15 protein-coding genes are annotated in these 22,098 nt (G+C 63.7%); 6 read left to right on the plus strand and 9 right to left on the minus strand.

Annotation, left to right across the window (positions count from 1 at the left end):
• Positions 1-185 precede the first annotated feature (185 nt).
• On the plus strand, positions 186-2,735 hold the full coding sequence (locus LB519_RS02730) for a ligase-associated DNA damage response DEXH box helicase (protein ID WP_224618583.1): 2,550 nt from the start codon (positions 186-188) through the stop codon (positions 2,733-2,735).
• Entirely contained in the window at positions 2,732-3,448 is a 717-nt protein-coding gene (pdeM, locus tag LB519_RS02735; RefSeq protein WP_013533672.1) for a ligase-associated DNA damage response endonuclease PdeM, read from the plus strand. The genes LB519_RS02730 and pdeM overlap by 4 nt, the downstream gene beginning before the upstream one ends.
• A gap of 6 nt (positions 3,449-3,454) precedes the next feature.
• Here the strand turns inward: pdeM and LB519_RS02740 are convergent, their stop codons facing one another.
• From LB519_RS02740 to LB519_RS02755, 4 genes are read right to left on the minus strand one after another with little or no spacing between them, the layout of a single operon-like run.
• Positions 3,455-4,390 carry a dimethyl sulfoxide reductase anchor subunit family protein gene (locus LB519_RS02740; RefSeq protein ID WP_224618584.1) on the minus strand — a complete coding sequence of 312 codons (936 nt, stop codon included), beginning with the start codon at positions 4,388-4,390 and terminating at the stop codon, positions 3,455-3,457.
• A 3-nt stretch (positions 4,391-4,393) separates the two neighbouring features.
• On the minus strand, positions 4,394-5,128 hold the full coding sequence (locus tag LB519_RS02745) for a 4Fe-4S dicluster domain-containing protein (RefSeq protein ID WP_027161739.1): 735 nt from the start codon (positions 5,126-5,128) through the stop codon (positions 4,394-4,396).
• Positions 5,125-8,055: a molybdopterin oxidoreductase family protein gene (locus tag LB519_RS02750; RefSeq protein WP_224618585.1), complete on the minus strand. Its 2,931-nt coding sequence runs from the start codon at positions 8,053-8,055 to the stop codon at positions 5,125-5,127. The genes LB519_RS02745 and LB519_RS02750 overlap by 4 nt, the downstream gene beginning before the upstream one ends.
• Complete coding sequence (locus LB519_RS02755) at positions 8,052-8,384, minus strand: hypothetical protein (protein ID WP_224618727.1); 333 nt, start codon at positions 8,382-8,384, stop codon at positions 8,052-8,054. The genes LB519_RS02750 and LB519_RS02755 overlap by 4 nt, the downstream gene beginning before the upstream one ends.
• Between LB519_RS02755 and LB519_RS02760 the strand changes: the two genes are divergently transcribed.
• Positions 8,334-9,236 carry a LysR family transcriptional regulator gene (locus LB519_RS02760; RefSeq protein ID WP_013533668.1) on the plus strand — a complete coding sequence of 301 codons (903 nt, stop codon included), beginning with the start codon at positions 8,334-8,336 and terminating at the stop codon, positions 9,234-9,236. The two genes, LB519_RS02755 and LB519_RS02760, sit on opposite strands and share 51 nt — an antisense overlap.
• 134 nt (positions 9,237-9,370) lie before the next feature.
• On the opposite strand, the gene LB519_RS02765 is transcribed toward LB519_RS02760, so the two are convergent.
• Positions 9,371-10,933 carry a winged helix-turn-helix domain-containing tetratricopeptide repeat protein gene (locus LB519_RS02765; RefSeq protein ID WP_064995704.1) on the minus strand — a complete coding sequence of 521 codons (1,563 nt, stop codon included), beginning with the start codon at positions 10,931-10,933 and terminating at the stop codon, positions 9,371-9,373.
• A 110-nt stretch (positions 10,934-11,043) separates the two neighbouring features.
• Here LB519_RS02765 and LB519_RS02770 point away from each other — a divergent pair, with 110 nt between their 5' ends.
• Positions 11,044-11,505 (plus strand): cupin domain-containing protein, encoded by a 462-nt coding sequence (locus LB519_RS02770; RefSeq protein ID WP_063173546.1) that lies wholly within the window; start codon positions 11,044-11,046, stop codon positions 11,503-11,505.
• Between the two features lie 188 nt (positions 11,506-11,693).
• On the opposite strand, the gene LB519_RS02775 is transcribed toward LB519_RS02770, so the two are convergent.
• From LB519_RS02775 to LB519_RS02790, 4 genes are all read right to left on the minus strand, one after another.
• On the minus strand, positions 11,694-12,950 hold the full coding sequence (locus tag LB519_RS02775) for an Hsp70 family protein (protein ID WP_224618586.1): 1,257 nt from the start codon (positions 12,948-12,950) through the stop codon (positions 11,694-11,696).
• Positions 12,951-13,119: 169 nt separating this feature from the next.
• Complete coding sequence (locus LB519_RS02780) at positions 13,120-13,911, minus strand: TIGR02186 family protein (protein WP_013533664.1); 792 nt, start codon at positions 13,909-13,911, stop codon at positions 13,120-13,122.
• On the minus strand, positions 13,911-14,834 hold the full coding sequence (locus LB519_RS02785) for a sulfite exporter TauE/SafE family protein (protein WP_013533663.1): 924 nt from the start codon (positions 14,832-14,834) through the stop codon (positions 13,911-13,913). The genes LB519_RS02780 and LB519_RS02785 overlap by 1 nt, the downstream gene beginning before the upstream one ends.
• 192 nt (positions 14,835-15,026) lie before the next feature.
• The gene (locus LB519_RS02790) at positions 15,027-19,064 is read right to left on the minus strand and encodes a peptidoglycan-binding protein (protein WP_224618587.1); all 4,038 of its coding nucleotides are present in this window, start codon (positions 19,062-19,064) and stop codon (positions 15,027-15,029) included.
• Between the two features lie 455 nt (positions 19,065-19,519).
• On the opposite strand from LB519_RS02790, the gene LB519_RS02795 reads away from it, so the two are divergent.
• Positions 19,520-19,978 carry a MerR family transcriptional regulator gene (locus tag LB519_RS02795; protein WP_013533661.1) on the plus strand — a complete coding sequence of 153 codons (459 nt, stop codon included), beginning with the start codon at positions 19,520-19,522 and terminating at the stop codon, positions 19,976-19,978.
• A 307-nt stretch (positions 19,979-20,285) separates the two neighbouring features.
• Positions 20,286-22,076: an acyl-CoA dehydrogenase gene (locus tag LB519_RS02800; protein WP_224618588.1), complete on the plus strand. Its 1,791-nt coding sequence runs from the start codon at positions 20,286-20,288 to the stop codon at positions 22,074-22,076.
• Positions 22,077-22,098 lie beyond the last annotated feature (22 nt).

Here is a 22,098-nt window from a genome sequence, read left to right on the forward strand (position 1 = left end):
CCCCGTTCACGGGGAGAAGGTGCCCGAAGGGCGGATGAGGGACAGCGCCAGCATTGAGAGGTTCGCGCCGCCCCCCACCTGCCTGCCGGCATCCTCTCCCCGTACTGGGGCGAGGAAGCTCACCTCGATCACCTTTTGTTCCGATTTTCCTTGGCGTTCGCGCGCCGTCGCGCTACCTCTGGCGGGTGACAGTTGAGCCGCGCCTTGCCGAACAGAATGCCGCCGTGGCCCTGCCCGAACCATTCCTCAGATGGTTTGGCGAGAAAGGCTGGTCGCCGCGCGCCCATCAGATCGAACTTCTGGCGAAGGCCCAGGCCGGTCAGTCGGTCCTGCTGATCGCGCCGACAGGTGCCGGCAAGACGCTGGCCGGCTTCCTGCCTTCGCTGACCGAACTGGCCAACCGGCCAAAGAGAAAGCCGGGCCAGGCGCGTCGCGGTATCCACACGCTCTACATCTCGCCGCTGAAGGCGCTTGCCGTCGATATCGAGCGCAATCTCGGCAAGCCGGTGGAAGAGATCGGGCTGCCCGTCACCATCGAGACGCGCACCGGCGACACGCCGGCGCACAAGCGCCAGCGCCAGAAGCTGGTGCCGCCCGATATCCTGCTGACCACGCCTGAGCAACTGGCGCTGCTGATTTCGGCCGGCGATGCCAGACGCTTCTTCGAAGATCTGCGCTACGTCGTGCTCGACGAACTGCATTCGCTGGTGACATCGAAACGCGGGCATCTGCTGGCGCTCGGCCTGGCACGGTTGCGCGGCTATGTCCCTGGCCTGCAGACGATCGGCCTGTCGGCCACGGTGGCCGAACCGGACGAGTTGCGGCGCTGGCTGGTCAGCCAGAAGCCACCCAAGGGTTCGACAGGCCATGACATGGCCGAACTGATCGTCGTCACCGGGGGTGCGAAACCGGAGATTTCCATCCTCGACTCCGAAGAGCGCGTGCCATGGGCGGGACATTCGGCGCGCTACGCCACGCCGGAAATCTATCGCGAGATCAAACGCCACAAGACGACCCTGCTGTTCGTCAACACCCGCAGCCAGGCGGAGCTGCTTTTCCAGGAATTGTGGCGGGTCAACGAGGACACCCTGCCGATCGCGCTGCATCACGGCTCGCTCGACGTCGCCCAGCGCCGGCGGGTCGAGAAGGCGATGGGCGAAAACGCGCTGCGCGCCATCGTCGCCACCTCGACGCTCGATCTCGGCATCGACTGGGGCGATGTCGATCTGGTCGTGCATGTCGGCGCGCCAAAGGGGGCGAGCCGGCTGGCACAGCGCATCGGCCGTGCCAATCACCGCATGGACGAGCCGTCCAAGGCGATCCTCATCCCCGCCAACCGCTTTGAGGTGCTGGAATGCCGGGCCGCCCTCGACGCCAACTATCTAGGCGCGCAGGACACGCCTCCGTTGATCAATGGCGGGCTCGATGTGCTGGCCCAGCATGTGCTCGGCTGCGCCTGCGGCGCGCCGTTCCGTGCCGATGACCTGTACGAGGAGGTGCGAACGGCAGCACCCTATGTCAGCCTCGACCGGCCGACATTCGACCGCGTCATCGATTTCGTTGCCACCGGCGGCTATGCGCTCAAGAATTACGAACGCTACGCCCGCATCCGTTTGAACAAGGACGGGTTGTGGCGGGTGTCCAATCCGCGCGTCGCCCAGCAATACAGGCTGAATGTCGGCACCATCATCGAGGTGCCGGCGCTGAATGTTCGATATGTGCAGGCCGGCAGCAAAGGCGCGGCTTCGCGTGGCGGCCGGGTCCTCGGCAAGATCGAGGAGGCCTTCCTCGAAACGTTGACGCATGGCGACACGTTCATGTTCGCCGGCAAGGTGCTGCGCTTCGAGGGCATCCGCGAGAATGAATGCTTCGTGTCGAACGCGCCGGGCAGCGATGCCAAGGTGCCCTATTATGGAGGCGGCAAGTTTCCGCTTTCGACCTATCTCGCCGAACAGGTCCGCATCATGCTCGATGACCCGCAGCGATGGAAAAAGCTGCCCGAGCAGGTCGCCGACTGGCTGCGCTTCCAGGCCGACAAATCGGTGCTGCCCAAGCGCGACGACCTGCTGATCGAGACCTTTCCACGCGGCAATCGCCATTATCTGGTGGCTTACCCGTTCGAGGGCAGGCTGGCGCACCAGACGCTCGGCATGCTGCTCACCCGCCGCCTCGACAGGGCAGGAGCCAGGCCGCTCGGCTTCGTCGCCACCGACTATGCCTTAGCGATATGGTCACTGGGCGACATGGGCGCGATGTTCAAAGCCAGGAAGCCTTCGCTGAGCGCACTTTTCGACCAGGACATGCTGGGCGACGACCTCGAAGCCTGGCTGGCCGACAGCTGGCTTCTCAAGCGCACCTTCCGCAACTGCGCGCTGATTTCCGGATTGATCGAGAAACGCCACCCTGGCCAGGAGAAGAGCGGCCGCCAGGTCACGGTCTCGACCGACCTGATCTATGATGTGCTGCGCAGCCATGAACCGGACCACATCCTGCTGCAGGCCACGCGCGCCGATGCGGCGACCGGCCTGCTCGATGTCAGCAGACTTGCCGACATGCTCTCGCGCATCCAGGGTCGAATCGTGCATAAGGCTCTCGAACAGATATCGCCGCTCGCCGTGCCGATCATGCTCGAGATCGGCAAGATGCCGGTGAACGGCGAAGCCGATGAGACATTGCTGATGGATGCGGCGACGCTGGTCGCAGAGGCCATGGGGCCGGAGATGGTCGAGGAATGAATTTTTCGCTGGCGCGCACATCGCTGATCGCGGAGGCCGACCTTGTCGGCATATCAGGCGAACGCGCCGTCTGCGACCCGCGCGGCGTGCTTTATTTTCCGGATCTGCGGCTTCTGGCCGTGTCCGACCTGCATCTGGAAAAGGGTTCGTCGCTGGCACGCCGCGGCACGCTGATCCCGCCCTACGACACCGGCGCGACCTTGCTGCGATTGCAGGCCGTCATCGCTGACTACCAGCCGTCTATCGTCATCAGCCTGGGCGACAGCTTTCACGATGGCGGTGGCGCCCAGCGCATGCATGCAAGCTTCCGCGAGCGGCTGGAGGCGTTGATATCAGGCCGGCAATGGTTCTGGGTCGCCGGCAATCATGACCCGGAAGCGCCAGCCGACCTGCCTGGCGAGACGGTGCGTGAACTTGCCATCGGCTCGCTGCTGTTCCGGCATGAGCCGTCGAAGCAGCGTGTCGAAGGCGAAATAGCGGGCCATCTGCATCCCTGCGCCCGCATCGTCCAGCAGGGCCGCTCGGTGCGGCGCCGCTGCTTTGCCGGCGACGGCGGCCGCATGATCATGCCGGCCTTCGGCGCCTATACCGGTTCGCTCAACGTTCTCGACCGCGCCTATGCCGGGCTGTTCCGGCTGGACACGCTGATGGCCTATATGCTGGGCGCCCAACGCATCTTTGCCATTTCCGGCTCGATGCTGCGGCCGGGCTAAACAGCCCTACCTGCCGTAATAAAGCGTAACCGTGTGCTTCGCCTCTGCAAAAAACAGCCAGCGCTCGACCAGCATGCCGGCGAACTGGATTGCAGCAGCGAGTACCGACAGCAACGCTGCCAGCGGCCAGGGCAGGGCGAACACAATGGCGAGCAGCCCCAAGGGCAACGCGAAGGCCAGAAGCTGCGTGATCTGGCGCAGCCGCGCGCCATGCTTGCGCGCGATGCGGAAACCCATTTCCTTGAGCAGGTAATTCTCTTCGGTATGCGGCCATTCCAGCGACCGCACCGTACCTCCCGCCAGCCCGGTCGCGGTGTTGGCGGTGGTCGGGATCTCCAGCCGGTCATTGTAGCGCCAGGTCGCCAGCTTCCAGCCCCAGCCGGTCAAGGTCAGCAGCAGGCAAGCCGCCAGCTGCACCTTCGAACCAAGCGCAAAGCCCTGCAGCAGCGCGTTCAGCAGCACGCTGCCGGTCATTGCCGAGAAGATGAGATAGCCGGGCAGGGTGAAGCGGCTATGCCATTGGGCGATCGGCTTCAGCGACGCATAGATCATGCCGGTGGTGCAGACGGTGATGATTGCGCCGATGGTGGCCAGAGATCCGGCGATGCCGACCCAGCCATCGGTCTTGCCGAAGAATATCCAACCGATGCCGAACAGTCCCGCCGGAATGAAGGTGATGACCGAGGCAACACCTTCGCGTGACAGCCATGAACTGCGCCATTGTGAGAACGCCCGCCAGGCGCGTTCGGGTCTGCCGAGGTGGCCGGTCGAGGACAACAACCCGGCCACGATCAGGCCGAGCGCCAGGCCCATGCCGATGAAGCCCAGCCAGAAATCGGGTGGGATGATCTGGAAGCCCCCGAGCATGCCGAGCAGCGCCAGCAGTCCATAGCCGGCACCGGTGGAGGTGGTGAAGAAGACGACGGAGAAAGCTGGATGCATGGGTCAGTTCGAAAGCATGCGGTCGACCCAGCCGAGGAAACCGCCTTCGGCCCGCACCGGTTCCAATGCCGGCGCGGCCACCGATGCGGCGCGCGCGGTGTGGGCGCGCGGCGGCAAATATTTGTTGGTCGGACGATAGCCGAGCTCAGGCATCAGGTCGACGCCGCCACGCTCCGCCACCAGTTGCGAAACAGCCGACAGGGGATCGCCGAGATCGCCGAAATGCCGGGCACTGGTCGGGCAAGCGGCGACGCAGGCCGGCACGCGGTCTTCTTCGGCCAGATTGTCATTGTAGATGCGGTCGACACACAGCGTGCATTTCTTCATCACCCCGACATCGGTGTCGAATTCGCGTGCTCCATAGGGACAGGCCCAACTGCACAATTTGCAGCCGATGCACTTGTCCTCGTCGATCAGCACGATGCCGTCCGAAGCCCGCTTGTAGGAGGCGCCGGTCGGGCAGACGGTGACGCAGGCCGGCGTCTCGCAATGCAGGCAGGAGCGCGGGAAGTTCACCGTCCGTCCGCCCATCTCGGTGGTGTGCTCATAGCTGTGCACGCGGTTGAACCAGACGCCGTCGACATGGCCGCCATAGGGATCGATGTCGGTCAGCGGCGCCATGTGGCCGCCGGTGTTCCATTCCTTGCAGGCGGTGACACAGGCCTGGCAGCCGACGCAGGTATCGAGGTCGATCACAAGGCCGAGTTTCTTGTCGCTTTGACTTGGCAGACAGGTCATTTGGTCGCCTCTCTCGCCCTGCGGAATTCGGCGCCGAAAGTCAGTCTGTCGGGCGAGGGTTCGAAATGCGGCGGCTGCAGGAAACGCTGGAACTGCGGCTCGGTGAACCCGGCTTCTTCGGCTGCGCATTTGACGATGCGCACGCGCAGGTCGAACCACGCAGCCTGGCCCGTCACCGGATCGGAATTCGAATAGCGTTTGCCCTGCGCGTCAGCCGAGGTCTGGTCGCCGATGATATGGTTGAGCAGGAAGCCGCGATTGCTCTCGGCCGCGTCGTCCTTCAGCCCCCAGCTGCCGCGCCTTTTGCCGATGGCGTTCCAGGTCCAGACCGTGCTTTCGTTCACCCCGTCGATCAGCTTGATCTGCCCCTTCACCCTGCCGTTGATGCTTTCGATCCACACCCAGTCGTCATCGACAAGGCCGAGACCGGCTGCCGTCCGGTGATGCACGAACAGCCGGTTCTGGCTGGTGATCTGCCTTAGCCATGCATTCTGCGAACCCCAGGAATGGTACATGTGCATCGGCCGCTGTGTCAGCGCATGCAGCGGATATTTTTCGAGGTCGACGACCGCTTCCTCGAAGGGCATGTGCCAGAACGGCAGCGGGTCCATGTAGGTCTCGATGCGCTGGCGATCGCCTTTCGGCGGCACCACACGGCCATGGCCACGCGCGGCGAGCCTGAAGCGCTGCATAGGCTCCGAGTAGAGCTGGAAAACGATCGGTTCGGCTTTCGGGATAAAACCCATCTGCACTGCGAAGTCGAGATAGGAGCGGTTGGCCATCTTGTAATAGCGCTGGTCGTCCGCGAAATCATGATGCCAGAAGCCGCCATTGTCGATGTAGCGCTGCAACTGGTCCGGGTTGGCCTCACCCCTGCCGGTCGAGGTCCCATCCTTGCCGCGCCAGCCGGCGAGCGGGCCGATGCCGGGCGTGCGCTCATGGTTGACGATGTAGTCGGCATAGTCGCGGTATCTGGCCGAGCCGTCCTCATCGACGAAACCAGGCAGGCCGAGCCGGGCGCCGAGTTCGATCAGCACCGACTGGAACGGCCGGACGTCGCGGTCGGGCTCGATGACGGGATGGCGGATGGCGTCGCCCGGTCCGTCGGCATGACTGATCGGCCGGTCGAGCAGGCTGATGCAGTCGTGGCGCTCGAGATAGGTCGTGTCCGGCAGCACCAGATCGGCGAACGGCACGGTCTCGGAATAATAGGCGTCGGAATAGATGATGAAAGGGATCTTGTAGTTGCCCGCTTCGTCGCTGTCGGTCAGCATCGCCATGGTCTCGACGGTGTTCATCGAGGAATTCCACGCCATGTTCGACATGTACATCATCAGCGTGTCGATCTTGTAGGGATCGCCTGCCCAGGCGTTGCGGATGACGGTGTGCATCAGGCCGTGCGCGGCCAGCGGCGCGTCCCACGAATAGGCCTTGTCGATGCGAAGCGGCGTGCCGGCCTCGTCGACCAGCAAATCGTCCGGCCCGCAGACGAAGCCGAGCGGCATGCCGTCGAGCGGCGTCATCGGCTTGACGGTCTTGCCCGCCGGCTTCGGTCCGGGCGGCGCGGATCGGGGGTAGGGTGGCTTGAAACGGAAACCGCCGGGAACATCCACCGTGCCCAACAGCACCTGAAGGAGATGGATGGCGCGGCAGGTGTGAAAACCGTTCGAATGGGCAGAGATGCCGCGCATGGCGTGCATCGAGACAGGCCGCCCCTTGATCGTCTCGTGGCGGCGCCCGGCCCAGTCGGTCCAGGCGATCGGCAATTCGATCGTCTGTTCGAAGGCGACATGGGCGAGTTCGGCGGCGATCCTGCGGATCGTGTCGGCGGCAATGCCGCAGCGCTCGGCGACCGAGTCCGGTGCGTAACTCTCATCGAGGTAGCGGTCGGCGATCAGCTGGAACACCGGGACGCAGCGGCGCCCGCCGATCGTGAAGCTGCCGGTCAGCGCCGGTTTCGCACCGGCATCGGCGGCGCTGACCGGTGTCTTCGCCACCCTGTCCCAAGCCAGCGGATTGCCGTCGGCGTCGCGCACGAACAGCCCGTCATCGGCGGCACCTGGCTCCTGCACGACGAGAACATGGGCATTGGTGTAGCGCAGCAGATACTCGAGATCGACGCGACCCGCCCTGAGCAATTCGTGGATGAGGGCGAACACGAACAGGCCGTCTGTTCCGGGCCGGATGCCGATCCAGTCATCGGCAATGGCATTGTAGCCGGTGCGGCACGGATTGATCGAGACGACCTTGGCGCCGCGCGCCTTGAGCTTGCCGAGACCGATCTTGATCGGGTTGGAATCGTGATCCTCGGCGACACCGAACAGCATGAAATACCGGGTGTTGTCCCAGTCGGGCTCGCCGAACTCCCAGAACGAACCGCCGATCGTATAGAGGCCGCCGGCCGCCATGTTGACCGAACAGAAGCCGCCATGGGCGGCGAAGTTCGGCGTACCGAACTGGCTCGCCCACCAGCCGGTCAGCGACTGCGACTGGTCGCGGCCGGTGAAGAAGGCGAGTTTCCTGGGGTCGGTCCGGCGGATGTTCGACAGCCGTTCCGAAGCGATCGAGAGCGCCTCTTCCCACTCGATCTCGCGGAACTCGCCGGAGCCGCGCGGGCCGGCGCGCAGCAATGGCTTCTTCAGCCTTGCCGGGCTGTAATGCTGCATGATGCCGGAGCTGCCTTTGCCGCAGATCACGCCGCGATTGACCGGGTGGTCCTTGTTGCCGTTGATGTAGCGGACCTTGCCATCCTTGATGTGTACATCGATTCCGCAGCGGCAGGCGCACATGTAGCAGGTCGTCTTGGCGATGCTGTCGGAAACGGCAGGCGAGGTGTCGACGCCGTCGCCTTCGTAAGGCGCTCGCGTGTCGGCAAGCGGGCGTTGCGATGGCGCCGAATTCGCGCCGCGCGGCGGTCCCTGCATCATGATCCGGTGGCGCCTGTACGGCGCATGGATTTGGCCCGCGTCTTCGGTCCGGGGCCGCGCATATAATGCTCTTCCGGGTGGTAGCGATCACCGGCCAGCCGCCGCCTTATGCCGCGGATCCAATGCGCAAGCAGGGATCTGAAACGCCCGATCATTCTGCTCTCTGCGATCTTTCGGCGAATTTTTTCTAACTTCGCCGGAAAACTTAGAATAAAGCTATCGATCTGTCTAATCAGTTGTTCTTGTAAATTCGATCGATATTGGTTCTTAATACGGACATGACCCTGGATCAGTTGCGGATTTTCGTCGCCGTCGCCGAGCGCGGCCATATGACCAAGGCGGCGGAACTGCTGGGCATTTCGCAGTCGGCGGCATCGGCGGCCATCCGGGCGCTTGAAGAACAGCACGGCGTCCACCTGTTCAACCGCGTCGGCCGCAACATCGAGCTTGCCCAGACCGGCCATCGGTTCCTGCCCGAGGCCAAGGCCGTGCTCGAACGGGCCGCCGCTGCCCGTAATGTGCTGGAGCATGTCTCGCAGACCGTCACCGGCAGCCTCTCGATCGCCGCCAGCCAGACCATCGCCAGCTACTGGCTGCCGCGCCGGCTGGCTTCCTTCCACGAAGCCTATCCGGCCGTCAGGCTGAGCGTCTCCATCGGCAACACCAGGCAGGTCGAGGCCAATGTCCTCGATGGCGCGGCGGATCTGGGCCTGGTCGAAGGCCGCACCGAGTCCGATATCCTGCGCCGCACCAAGGTCGACGTCGACAGGCTGATGCTGGTGGTTGCCAGCGCGCATCCGGAGATCCCCGAAGTCGCGCCCGGCCGCCCTGACATCAAGGGCCTGCGCTGGATTATCCGCGAGGGTGGTTCGGGTACGCGCGAGGTGCTGGAGGATCTGGCACGCCACGAAGGCATTTCGCTCGCCGACCTCCAGATATTCCTGGTGCTGCCGAGCAATGAAGCTATTCGCCAGGCGGTCGAGGCGGGGGCCGGCGCCACCATCATCTCCGAGCTTGTCGCGGCTCGCGCCGTGGCCGAAGGCAGTCTGAGATCGGTGCCGCTCGAACTGCCGAAACGCGACTTCGCCATGATCACCCATCGCGATCGCCAGGCAAGCCTGGCCCAGATGGCGCTTAAGGCGCATCTCGACGGCAAGGCGGATGCCCCGTCGGCGGGCTAGAGTATCAGAGTTTGCGGCTTTGCCGTTGGCTCGGAGGTCTTGGTACTTTGTATCGAGTGGCTGATTGAAACGCCTCACCACGACCTTCCTCCCCAGATGGGCTCGCTAGCGCTGTCCGCCTCGACGCCCAGCCGTCACTCTGGCAATCCGGCGTCCCGCAGCGCGCTTCCCAGAGTCTCCGCGAGCGCTGGCGCACAGCGCACGCCAGCAAATTGGCGGCTGTAGCGGAAGCCCGGCTGAAGCTCGCGCACGCGCGCGGCGGCGGCCCTCGCTTCGTCCAGCCGGCCGAGTTTGGCGAGCGCAGCGGTCAGTTGCACGTAGGTGATGCTGTGTGCCGGATTGGCTTGAACGGACTTGTAGGCTGCGCGACAAGCTTCTTCGTAACGCCCGCGCAGCAAATGGCTCATAGCTTGGGCGTCAAACGCGGCCCAAGCCCACGAATCGAACGGGCTTAGCCGGATACCCTTCTGGCTCCATTCTATCGCGCGTTCTGCTTCGCCGGCCCATCCGAGAACGACGCTGCCAAGAATGTAAGTCAGCGCCGATGACGGGCTAATGGCGAGGGCTGCGTCTAACGCCGTGAATGCAGCGGCGCGATCATGCGCGTCCATGCCGATCGAAAACCCTGCCCATGTCAGAGCGAGTGCATCGTCTTGTCCATGGACAATGGCCAATCGGGCGTGCCGGATCGAAGCCGCACGGTTGAATTCCTGCAGCCCGGCACGAAGGAACAAACAATGATGACACATTGCTGCATTGCCATGCGCAAGGGCATAGGCAGGCTCGAGTGCGATGGCACGCTCAAGAAGCGCCAGTGCTCTCGTAACTTGTTCCGGCATACCTGTATCGACATCAGGCTGGGCTTGAAGCACGAGATCGTATGCGTCGAGACTCTCTGGGCGCTTCCGCCTGACACGTTCAATTTCCGCTTTTCGCAAGCTTGGAGCAATCGCGCCCACCGCTGATAGCGCGATTTCGTCCTGAAGCGCGAAAATGTCCTCCGAACTGCGGTCGTAGCGCTCGGCCCACACGTGCGCGCCGGTCGATGCATCGATCATCTGAGCGGTTACGCGCACACTACCGCCAGCTTTGCGCACGCTGCCTTCGAGGACATATCGTACGCCAAGCTCGCTGCCGACCTGCTTCACGTCCACGGCGCGGCCTTTGTAAGCGAAGGTCGAGTTTCGCGCGATAACGAAAAGCCATTTTATGCGTGCCAGGCCGGTGATGATGTCATCGACCATTCCATCGGCGAAGTACTCCTGTTGCGGATCTCCGCTCAAATTCGAGAACGGCAGGACCGCGACGGAAGGCTTCTCAGGCAAGGTCGGCGCCGACGCGGTGCGGGCGGCTGCAAAACGATCAGGGACATTCGTCGCAACAGCCGGTCCTACATAGCGATAGCCTCGGCGCGGCAGTGTTTCGATCCAGCTCTCAGCATCCGCTGCGTCGGCCAATACCCGGCGCAAGGCCGCGATCTGAACCGTCAGGTTGTTGTCGGCAACCGCCAATTTGCCCCAGCCGGCTTCGACCAGCGCGTCTTTGGATACCGGTACGCCCGCGTTTTGGAGCAGCAAACGCAGAAGCGAAACGGCGCGTTGCCCAAGCATGGTCGGCTCGGCGCCGTGATACAAAATGCCCGCCACCTGATCGAGACGGAACGGGCCAAACTGATAAAGGTCGCCTCCGATTGTCATCCAACGCTTTTAGCAAATTTTTGGGAACGAATTCACGACTTTCCCGGCATCGACGGCCAATGTTGCACAGGTGCTTGCCGGAAGTAAGCACCCAGTCAAAGGAGGATCCTATGAGCGCCAATGCCATTATTCGCATGCCCGACGAGAAGAAGGGGATCATGCTGCGTGGTCAACCTATGGTCTTCCTCGTCACCGGCGAAAACACCAAGCACACGAGCATGTTCGACTGGACGATCCCAGCGGGATTCGCCACCGGACGGCATGTTCACCGTGTGCAGGAAGAGACGTTCTACCTGCTCGAAGGTGAGTGTGCGTGGCATGTCGGCGACAAGACGGTTCGCGCAACGCCCGGAACCTATCTGTTCATTCCACCGGGAGTGCCGCACGACATCACGAATGTCAGTGAGAGACCCGCCCGCGTGCTGATGACCGTCTCTCCGCCTGGCCACGAACGCTACTTCGAAGAACTTGCCAGACTCGCGGCGCAGGGTGCGCCGGACCCAAAAGCCCTCGCTGAGCTGCGGAACCGCTACGATACTGACCAGCTCTCGACTTTGACGACACGCGGGTAGGCATCTGTCACGGCGGCCCCACGGCAGCTTCTGGCCCATTGCGACATATCGCGCTGGCGCACGAGCTTGGTCGCTATCGGCGCAAAGCGGACGTGATCTTCATCGCATCACGCCGAAGGTTATGGGTACACGACCTGGCCTAAAGCGGATCAGTAATCTCTGAAAAGCTGGACCGCTCGAAGAAAGCCTCAGCCGAACTTGCGTTGCGCATCCAGCGCCAGGCCAAGTCCGACCGAGCCGAACATGTCGCCTTCGATGACGGATGCCTGCGGCACCAGCGACAGGATCTCTCGTTTGGCCAGCGGGATCGCGGTCGATCCGCCGGTCAGGAACACCGCGGTGATGTCGGACGGCTTCACCTCAGCGTCCCTGATAGTCTGCCCGACCGTTGCGGTGACCCGCTCGATGTCCCTGGCAATCGTCGCGTCGAGCCCGCTGCGCGTGATTTCGGCGGTGAACTCCGCACCCGGCAGCTTCACAGCGACCTCTGCGGATGACCTGTCGGTCAGGTCTATCTTGGCCTTCTCGACACGTGCGGCCAGCGCGTGTCCGTAGCGGTGTTCGACGACGTGGATGAAACGGTCGACGAGGTCGGCGCGCTCGGCCTCGTAGCGGATCTGGCGCAGATGCGTCATCGCCTTGGCGGTGTAGACCAGGTTGATGCGCTGCCATGTGGCGAGGTCGATGAAATAGCTTGCCGGCAGGTTGCGCTTGCCGTCCTTGGTCGGCGTCAAATAGCCGAGCTGCGGCATGACATGGGCGATGCTCAGCAGCCGATCGAAATCCGTACCGCCGATATGGACGCCCCGGCTGGCCAGGATGTCGTCCTTGCGGTCGAGCGAACGGGAGCGCTGCGGCGAGACCCGCACGATCGAGAAGTCCGACGTGCCGCCGCCCATATCGATGATCAGCGCCAGTTCCTCGCGTGTCACCTTCTGCTCGTAGTCGAGCGCCGCCGCGATCGGCTCGAACTGGAAAGCGATGTGCTTGAAGCCCTGGGCACGTGCGGCGTTCTCGAGTTCGCTTTGCGCCTTCGCGTCGGCCTCGGCATCGTCATCGACGAATTGCACCGGCCGGCCAAGAACGACGGTCTCGACCGTATCGCCGGCATCGGCTTCCAGCCTCTTCTTGAGATGGCCGAGGAACATGCCGACGATCTCCATGAAGCCGATCGACCGCGATTTGATGCGGGTCTTTTCATGGGCCAGCGAACTGCCGAGCACGCTCTTCAGCGAACGCATCAGCCGGCCTTCGATGCTGTCGGTGTAATTGGCGATGGCCTGGCGGCCAAAGCAGGTGCGGTTGTCCTCGAAGTTGAAGAACACGGCACTGGGCAGCGTGACCTGGCCGTTCTCCAGCGCGACGAGGCGCGGCTGCCCGTTGCGGACCACGCCCACGGTGGAGTTCGAAGTGCCGAAGTCGATGCCGCCGAAGGCTGGTCGCATGACAAGTTCCTGCATTTGTCGTCGGCGAGCCGACAGGCGCCATGAGAAATCGCGCGCTGTCCGGGGACGGGCTGCTCTGCCGAACCGAATTGTTTGTGTCTGCCATTTGGCTGGGGAGCGCGGTCTACCGCATGCCTCGGCAAAGGGAAACCACTTTTCGGGGAAAATCCTAATCTCGCCGGAAGATCAGCCTTCCGAGCCAGCCGGTCAGCATGGCCAGCGATATCGCGAAGACGCCGTAGAGGAAGGAATAATTGTGCGCGACACGGAAGATCGACTGCTCGAAACCGGATTTGCGGATTTCGAGCTGGGCCGAGCTTTCCTTGATGAACAGGCCGCTCTTGAACAGGAACGCGCGGGCTTTGTGGGTTCCAACCGGCACATTTGGCGCCAGCCTCACTGTGGCGCGGAAAAGGTTCTGCGACAGGAATTGCACGCCGCCGACATTCTCGCTGTAGAGGCCGGTCGCCGACTTGCGCTCCCGCAGTGCCGCCGTGAACTCCTCGATCGTCGCCGGGCTGTCGCCGGCATCGGCGGGCTGCATGTAGAGGTTGGAGGCGCCGAGCGACAGCTGCTTGTAGCTGTTGGGTTCGGTGATGTCCTGCAGCGGCCGCGTCGTCGCCACCGAATAGGAGACGGGCACGTTTTCGAAGGTCTCAGAGTCCAGATTGACCCAGACGCCGAGCACCCTGTCCTTGCGACGCACCACCACCGGTTTGGGCGGACCTTCGAGCACGACGATGACGTCGTAGCGGCCCTGGCGCGCGACGAGTGGATCCGGGTTTTCCAGCGAACCGAAGATGGTCAGATCGGCCCCGGAAAAACCGGCGGTGATCGAGACGTTGTCGGTGGAGAGACCGATCTGGATGCCTTCGGTCAGCGGGACCTGCGCCTTCGCCGGCACGGCGGCCGCAAGCAGCGACAGGACAATGGCGGTTGCGAATGTGCTGCGAGCCTTCATCAGTTGAGGCCCGCGGCAGACAGCGAATAGAGGTTGGGCGGGGTGACGAAAAGATCGATCGCCAATCGTATCGCCACCGCCAGCACCAGCAGTGCCAGCAAGGCCCTGAGCTGCTCGCCGCGCAGCCTCTGGCCGGCCTTGGCACCGTACTGCGCGCCGGCGACGCCGCCCGCCATCAACAGGAAGGCCAGCACGACATCGACTGTCTGGTTGGTGGTGGCGTGGACCAGCGTCGTATAGGCGGAGGTGAAGATGATCTGGAACAGCGAGGTGCCGATGACGACATTGGTCGGCACTTTCAGCAGATAGATCAGTGCCGGCACCATGATGAAGCCGCCGCCGACGCCCATGATCGACGACAGGAAGCCGATGCCGGCGCCAAGCCCAAGTACGGGGATGACGCTGACGAACAGTTTTGACGCCCTGAACCGCATCTTCAGCGGCAAGCGGTGGATCCAGTTGTGCTGGCCGGATTTCTTCAGCACCGGCGCCGCACCGCTGCGCGTCGCGCGCAGCGCATTGACGCTTTCGACCAGCATCAGCCCGCCGACAGTGCCGAGCAGCACGACGTAGAGCAGCGAGATGAACAGGTCGAGCTGGCCGAGCCTGCGCAGGAAGGCGAAGACGTAGATGCCGCCGGTGGAACCGACAATGCCGCCGGCCAGCAACACCCCGCCGAGCTTGAGGTCGAGCGTACCGCGCTTCATGTGCGAAAGGACGCCGGAGACGGAGGAGGCGATGACCTGGTTGGCGCCAGTGGCGACAGCGATCGCCGGAGGGATGTTGTAGAAGATCAAGAGCGGCGTGATGAGGAAGCCGCCGCCGACGCCGAACATGCCCGACAGGAAACCCACCGCCGCGCCCATGGCCAGCAGGACGAAGATATTGACGGAAATTTCCGCGATCGGGAGATAGATGCCCACCCGTCAGTCTCGATCAGTTCTGCCTGTCGGCGAATGCAACCGTTGCGGGCATCTTGGACCGACAAGCCAATTCGTTCTTGCGCCGGAGGTGCTGCGAAGTCAAACCGCGCTATGCCGCCGAAACAAAAAACATCTCAATCAGTTAACAGGCGAATGTGTGGCAAGGGCGTCGTGGAAGCGACGCCTCTGCCGTTATTTGCGCGCCAGCAGTGCCTTCACCAGGTTTTCGTCGACTTCGCCGGTCGCCGCCATCTTGTTGTCGGTCTGGAAAGCCATGATCGCGGTCTTCGTTTTCTGGCCCATCTTCCCGTCGGCGCCGCCGGCGTCGTAGCCGTTCTTGTTGAGAATGCGCTGGATGTTCTGGACGGCCTTCTTCATGTCGATGCTGGCGGTCGTCTGCGGCGCGCCGTCCTGCCAGGACTCGGGAATGTCGGCCGAGTTGGCTGCCGCATCCAGCGGCTTGGCCTTCCACAGCTCGGTCGCGGCGCGGGCGCGCTCGAGCTGCTCGGGCCGCAGCGCATTGGCGATCTCGTCACGCTTGGCCGCCGCATCCTTGTCGCCGGTCTTGGCGACGAGCGCGAACCATTTGTAGGACTCCTCGAGGTTCTGCTTCATGCCGACGCCCTTGGCGGCGAGGATGCCGAGATTGAACTGGCTGTCCTTGACGCCGACGTCGGCCGCCGCCTGGAACCAGTGCGCGGCCGATTCATTGTCGGTCACGCCGTCAGCCGCCATGGCAAACAGCACGGCCAGATTGTGCATGCCGCTGGCGTTGCCCTGTGCCGCGGAAAGCTGGTACCAGGTCTTCGCCTTCTTGATGTCGCGCGCGACGCCGATGCCCTTTTCGTAGAAATTTCCGATACGGTATTCGGCCGGCGCGAAGCCGAGTTCCGCCGATTTCTCGTACCATTTGGCCGCTGCCGCCATGTCTTCCTTGACGCCGCGCGACTCGGCATAGCGCGAACCGATTTCGAACAGCGCCTTGGCGTCGCCGCTGGCAGCGGCATCACGCAAGGCGGCCGGGCCGGCGTCAGCGGGAATGTCGAATTTTGCCGTCGTCGCCGGCGAAGCGTCCACCGGCGGAACCGCGCCCGTGGTGTCCTTGGCGGTGGTCGGCTCTGTCGCCACAGGGTGGATGCCGGTGTCGGTATCGGTATCGGCAGGTTCGGCGGCGACCGGAACGGTCGAGGCCGGCGCAGGCGAGGCTGTCGTCGTCTCGGACACCGCTGGGTTTGCATCGGCCGATGTAGCCAAGGCGACGGGGGCGGGAACCGGTTCTGCGATCGGCGCGGCACCCATCGACGGCTCGGCGCCTGACGGCATGGCAATCATTCTTTGCGCGGCCATGTCGTCCTTGGTTGCCGGTGCGGATGGCTCGGCCTGTCTGACGGCATGGTCCGGCGCGCTTTCCACTGCCGCGGGCTGCGCGTCCGTCTTTGGCTGGCTCGCGGCATCGAGCGAGGCGGTTTGTACCGGCTGCGAGGCGACGATCGGCGCAACGTCGTTGCTCGCCACCTGGGCCGGATCGGCGAAGAAGGCCTTGCCCAGTTGCAGGGCGCCTAGCGCCAGCAGGATCGCGGTTGTCCCCATCAGGATCGGCTTGCGCCGTGCCTTGAGCAGGTCGCCGATCCGCAGTGCCTTCACCGGTCCGGTCACCGTCGACTGGCGCTTCAGCGCATCGGCCTCGGCGGCCGCGGCCTGCGCCGCGCGCCGGGCAGCGGCGATGAAATCCGATTTCGCGGCATCGGTGTCGCTGGGCTTGGCCGGCTGGCCGCGCTCGTCACGCACGCGCTTCATGATGGCATTGAGGTCAGGTGCGCCGGAGCCGGGCTCCAGCGGCCGGTTGGCCATTTTCGGATCGAGCGGCTCGTCGAGATCGACGCTCGGTATTGGGGCACTCGGCGCTGAGCCGGCCAGTGGCGGGATATCCGCCTCCTTCTTGCCCTTGAAGGCGCGGGCCAGCCCGCCGAACAACGATTTGCGGCCGCCGGCCTGTCCGCCTTTCTCGGCGATCGTGTCCGAACCGAGCGCGGCCATGGCCGCCGCCGCGGCAGCCTCGGCCGGCGTGCGCGTGCCAATACCAATACCGAGGTCGCTACGCATACCCAGGTCGCCGCGTGCACCCGGCTCATTGCGCAGGATGGCGGCGGCACGGCCATCGAGATCTGCCATGTCCCCAGTCAATGGCAGGGGCTGATCGATATCCATCGACGGCGCGTCGACGGCCATTTTGGGTCGGCGCACGCCGCGCCAGTTGCTCGGCTCGGCCGGTGCCGCATCCAGCAATTCGCTCATCGCCTCGACCGGCTCGCCGGGTTCGAGCGAACCCAGCCGGTCGACGATCTTGAGCAACGTATCGTGGATGGCCTCGAACGTTCTCGAATTGCGTTCGTCGGAGCGCCGCGTCAGCGTTTCAAGCGTCTTCAAATCCTGGGCGAGGCCGGAAACCGCGGTCGCATTGGCGCTCGAACCGGCCAGCGATTGCACTGCGTTCTCGGCCGCTTCGCGCGCCGCGCCAAGGATGGAATCGCGGGTTCCTGCGAGCGACTTTTCAATTTCGTTGAGACGCGGGCTGATGTCCTCGAATTCCGGCAGCGGGGTGCTGGGCTTGGAAAGATGAGCCGACAGGCCGGCAACCTGTGCTTCCAGGCTGCGGATCAGCGCCGGATCGATGCCGGCGACCTGTGCGGCCGACGCGTCCAGCCGGCTTGAAATGTCTTCGAGCCGGCTCTCCAGTCCGCGGATCGCCGCTTCGCCCGCGGGATCGGGCACACGCGTTTCAAGGCGCTTGGCGAGCGCCGTAAAGCGGGCATCGATGGCTTCCATGATGCCGACGCTGTCGACCTGCGGCATGCGCTGGTCGAGCCTGTCAGCAACCTCGTCCAGCCTGCGCTCGAGATCGCGGAACAGCATGTTGCCCTGCTCGATGGCGTCACCCTGGCGGCGTTCCATCATGCTCGACAGCACGTCGAAGCGTTGCTCCAGCCCATGAAAGATGTAGTCGGCGTCAGGCATGGCGGGTGCCTGGTCGATCTTGTCGGCGATGAATGCGATCTGCTTGGCCAGGCGCTCCATCGCCTGCTCCGGCAGATTGGCGCGGCCGGCGAGTTCGTCGACCCGGCCCGACAGCGTGCTCAACCGGTCCATGACCGCGTTGCCGGGACGATCCTGCGCCACTTCCTGGATCTGGCCGGCAAGCGAGTCGATCCGTCTCTCTATGCGCTCGAAAGCCTCGTGGTCGAATGAATTGGCTTGCGCGGCGACCGTCGATGCCACGATGGCGCGGGAAATCTCGTCCAGCCGCTCGTCGATCATGCCAAGCGTGTCGCTGCCGCGATTGTCTTGCTGGCTGGCGAAATGGTCGACAGCGCCGGCAAGCGTGCGCACCTTCTCCTCCAGCGAGCGCAGCGACAACGATTCCGGCAAATTGTTGACGGCATTGCTGATCTGCTCGAGCCGGGCGGTGAGAGCAGACAGGCCCGGGTCGTCCGAGCGCTTGCGCTGGTCGGCGTCGACGCGGTCTTCGAACGCCGTCCAGCGGCGATCGAAATCGTCCCAGCGGCGGTCGACCTTCTGCACGCTCTCTTCGCGTGCCAGCGTTTCGAGTGCGGCTTTGACCTGTTCGAGCTCGAGCCGCAGCATGTTGACGCTTCTGTCGTCGCTCTTCTCGGCCAGGGTCTGGATGGCGCCCGAAAGACGCTCGAACTCAAGGCCGAGTTCAGCACTGCCCTTGGCCGAAGCACCGGGCCTTGCGCCTGACTGGAAGGCCCGCTCGATGTCCTTGCGCAGCGCTTCGAATTCCCGCTGCAGGCCTGCGGTCATCTGGTGGCGCAATTCCTCGCGCATGCCGCGCAATTCGCCGGCGATCTTGCCGACCATGGCAACGCCATCCTCCTGGCCGCGCACGCGATCGATATCGCGGGCAATGGCCTGGTAATTCTGCTCGAAAGCGGCGGCTCCCTGCATCGGGCTCTTCGGACGCGACGCGGGCTGCGGGTCCTCATACCAGCGCTGCTGGCCAGAGGGCCGGGCGGCGGGGTAGCGCGCATCGGCACCATATTGGCGGGGATCGGGTTGGCGGAGTTCGGGACGTGCCATCGGATCCTCGCGCGTCCGCTCCAGCCGCTGCTCCAGTGTCTCCAGCGACTGGTTCAACTGATCGAGCGTGGTCTGCGGCCTGCGCTGCCTGCCGGCATTGAGTGTATCGAGATAGGACCGCTTGCTGTTCATCGGTGCGTCCGTCTTTCAGAATGGCTGGCTCGCGGCCAGTTCCCCCAGGTCCCTATCGGAACGAAGGCGACCGGCGGCGATGCCGCGGCGGAAGACGAGCTTCCCGGGCTCTCGCCCGCGCTCCGAAAAACCGTGAAAAATTCGATACAGGATAAACACGGGTAGCCGACGCGCCCACATTTCCCCCAACGTGGTAAACAACGCGTTAACCAAACTTAAGAAATCGAAAGGATGTTGGCTGCCGGCCTGACGGTGCGGCATAAAGGGCGGGGCGCAGAACGCCCTTGCGTCATCCTGCGGCAATCGGTATAGAATTGACGTAAACGTAAAAGGCGCATTGAGCGCATGTTTGCGATTTGTTTGTTGAAACCACGACTGGAAGCAGGCCCCCGCTTCCAGTCAGGCGACGCACGGTCCAGGACCGCGACGCCACCAGACGGGGAAAGCCAGTGACCATGAAGCTTATCTCGGCCGGCGAGACCGCGGCCAATACCAATATGTCTGCCGAAGCCGGCGAGGACCTCGTCCGCATCGGCGAGATGGCGAAGAAATATGGAGTGACGCTGCGCACGCTGCGTTTCTACGAAGACAAGGGCCTGCTCAACCCGCAGCGCGACGGTTCGACCCGTCTCTACACGCGCCGCGACAAGGCCCGCCTCAAGCTGATCCTGCTTGGCCGCAAGGTCGGATTCTCGCTGCGCGACGTCAAGCAGATGATGGATCTCTACGATCCCACCGGTTCAAACACCAAGCAGCTCAAGCTTGCGCTGGACAAGTCGGAAAAGCAGCTTGCCCGCCTGCAGAAGCAACGGGCGCTGATCGACGACGCCATCAACGAGCTCAGCGGCTCGATGTCGGCGGTGCGCCAGATGCTGAGCGAGCGTTCGGCGCCGCAGGCGAGCGCCGCCAGCTGAAGCAATTCCGTCAGGAATTGCGCCAGACACCAAGTCGTCTGCTGATTGTCCGAGTTCTGTCTAGCCGCATGGCCTGCCACGCGGCTTTTCGTTGTCCTGGCCCACTCTTATGGCCTTTCGGCGCTGGCTTGCGCAACGTCGCGCCGCTACGCTCATTGCTCCAGGGGGCGGGGAATCTTGTCGCATCGAGAAAATTGACGTTTACGCAAACGTCAATTTTTGCTATCCCGCTCCCAATATGGGTCCGCATGCCGCCCTGGCTTGTCTTCGGGGCATTCGGACCGGGTTTGCAGGGTGGAGAAAAAGCATGCCGACATACAGGGCTCCGGTCCAGGATACGCTGTTCGTGCTCAACGAGGTTCTGGGTTATCAGCGTTATTCGAACCTTCCCGGATTTGCCGACGCCACGCCCGATGTGCTCGAGGCGATCCTCGCCGAAGGCGCCAAGCTCGCCGAAAACGTCATGCATCCGCTGAACCGTGTCGGCGACATGGAAGGCTGTGTGCGTCACGACGATGGCTCGGTGACCACGCCGAAAGGCTTCAGGGAGGCCTTCGACCAGTACCGCGAGGGCGGCTGGATGGGATTGGCCGCACCCGTCGAGTTCGGCGGCCAGGGCCTGCCCTATGCCGTGCACACCGCCGTCGCCGAATATATGGTCTCGGCCAATATGTCCTTGATGATGTATCCGGGCCTGACGCAGGGCGCGATCGCGGCAATCATCACCCACGGCACCGACGAGCAGAAGGCGACATGGTTGCCGAGGATGATCGAGGGTGCCTGGACCGGCACCATGAACCTGACCGAGCCGCATTGCGGCACGGATCTCGGCCTGTTGCGGACCAAAGCGGTGCCGAACGGCGATGGCACCTATAAGATTTCAGGCCAGAAGATCTTCATCTCGGCCGGCGAACACGACATGTCGGACAACATCGTCCATCTGGTGCTGGCCCGCATCGAGGGTGCGCCGGAAGGCGTCAAGGGCATCTCGCTGTTCATCGTGCCGAAGCTCAAGCTCGACCCGTCGGGCAATCCGGGCAACAGGAACACCGTCTCCTGCGGCTCGATCGAGGAGAAGATGGGCATCCACGGCAATTCGACCTGCGTCATGAACTATGACGAGGCTGAGGGCACGCTGCTCGGCGAGCCCAATGGCGGCCTGAAGGCGATGTTCACGATGATGAACGAGGCGCGCCTCGGTGTCGGCCTGCAGGGGTTGTCGCTGTCGGAGATCGCCTATCAGAACGCTGTCGGCTACGCCAAGGACCGTTTGCAGGGCCGCTCATTGTCTGGGCCGAAGGCGCCGGACAAGAAGGCCGATCCAATCATCGTCCATGCCGACATCCGCCGCAGCCTGATGAGCATGAAAGCCTTCAACGAGGCCGGCCGCGCGCTGGCGCTGTGGACGGCGATCAAGTCCGACATCGCCCACCGCTCCGGCGATGACAAGGATCGCCAGGCCGCCGACGACTACACCGGCCTGATGACGCCGGTGGTCAAGGGCGTGCTCACCGACAAAGGGTTCGACCACGCCGTCATGGCGCAGCAGGTGTTCGGCGGTCACGGTTATATCGAAGAGCACGGCATGAGCCAGTTCGTGCGCGATGCCCGCATCGCCATGATCTATGAAGGCGCCAATGGCATCCAGGCGCTCGACCTCGTCGGCCGCAAGCTTGGTTTGCATGGCGGCCGCGCCGTGCAGGCCTTCTTCAAGGAGGTCGGCGAATTCTGCGAGGAGAACCGCGCTAACGAGAAGATGGCGCCGTTCACCAAGGCGTTGAAGAAAGGTCTCAATGATTTGCAGGCGGCGACCATGTGGCTGGTGCAGAACGGCATGGCCAAGCCCGACAATGCGGGTGCCGCCTCGACCGACTACATGCATCTCTTCGGCCTGGTCGCTCTGGGCTATATGTGGGCTCAGATGGCCAAGGTGGCACTTGGTAAGACGGACGCCAATGGCGCGCAATCTTTCTACGACAACAAGGTCGTGACGGGGCGCTTCTTCATGGAGCGGATCATGCCGGAGACATCGGCGCATCTCGCCCGCATTTCGAGCGGCGCCGACACATTGATGGCACTGCCGGCGGAAGCGTTCTAAGCTCGACCTCACTGGCCTTTCT

Origin of the sequence: Mesorhizobium sp. AD1-1 (assembly GCF_020164655.1) — a bacterium.
Lineage (GTDB): Bacteria > Pseudomonadota > Alphaproteobacteria > Rhizobiales > Rhizobiaceae > Mesorhizobium > Mesorhizobium ciceri.

Excerpts from the sequence above, each read along its gene's own strand:
- LB519_RS02755 (WP_224618727.1), bottom strand. The coding sequence starts at position 8,384 with ATGGCCGCGCTCGGCGACGGCGACGAAAATCCGCAACTGATCCAGGGT.
- LB519_RS02770 (WP_063173546.1), top strand. The coding sequence starts at position 11,044 with ATGAGCGCCAATGCCATTATTCGCATGCCCGACGAGAAGAAGGGGATC.
- LB519_RS02745 (WP_027161739.1), bottom strand. The coding sequence starts at position 5,128 with ATGACCTGTCTGCCAAGTCAAAGCGACAAGAAACTCGGCCTTGTGATC.
- LB519_RS02750 (WP_224618585.1), bottom strand. The coding sequence starts at position 8,055 with ATGATGCAGGGACCGCCGCGCGGCGCGAATTCGGCGCCATCGCAACGC.
- LB519_RS02740 (WP_224618584.1), bottom strand. The coding sequence starts at position 4,390 with ATGCATCCAGCTTTCTCCGTCGTCTTCTTCACCACCTCCACCGGTGCC.
- LB519_RS02780 (WP_013533664.1), bottom strand. The coding sequence starts at position 13,911 with ATGAAGGCTCGCAGCACATTCGCAACCGCCATTGTCCTGTCGCTGCTT.
- LB519_RS02765 (WP_064995704.1), bottom strand. The coding sequence starts at position 10,933 with ATGACAATCGGAGGCGACCTTTATCAGTTTGGCCCGTTCCGTCTCGAT.
- LB519_RS02795 (WP_013533661.1), top strand. The coding sequence starts at position 19,520 with ATGAAGCTTATCTCGGCCGGCGAGACCGCGGCCAATACCAATATGTCT.
- LB519_RS02775 (WP_224618586.1), bottom strand. The coding sequence starts at position 12,950 with ATGCGACCAGCCTTCGGCGGCATCGACTTCGGCACTTCGAACTCCACC.
- LB519_RS02760 (WP_013533668.1), top strand. The coding sequence starts at position 8,334 with ATGACCCTGGATCAGTTGCGGATTTTCGTCGCCGTCGCCGAGCGCGGC.
- LB519_RS02790 (WP_224618587.1), bottom strand. The coding sequence starts at position 19,064 with ATGAACAGCAAGCGGTCCTATCTCGATACACTCAATGCCGGCAGGCAG.
- pdeM (WP_013533672.1), top strand. The coding sequence starts at position 2,732 with ATGAATTTTTCGCTGGCGCGCACATCGCTGATCGCGGAGGCCGACCTT.
- LB519_RS02800 (WP_224618588.1), top strand. The coding sequence starts at position 20,286 with ATGCCGACATACAGGGCTCCGGTCCAGGATACGCTGTTCGTGCTCAAC.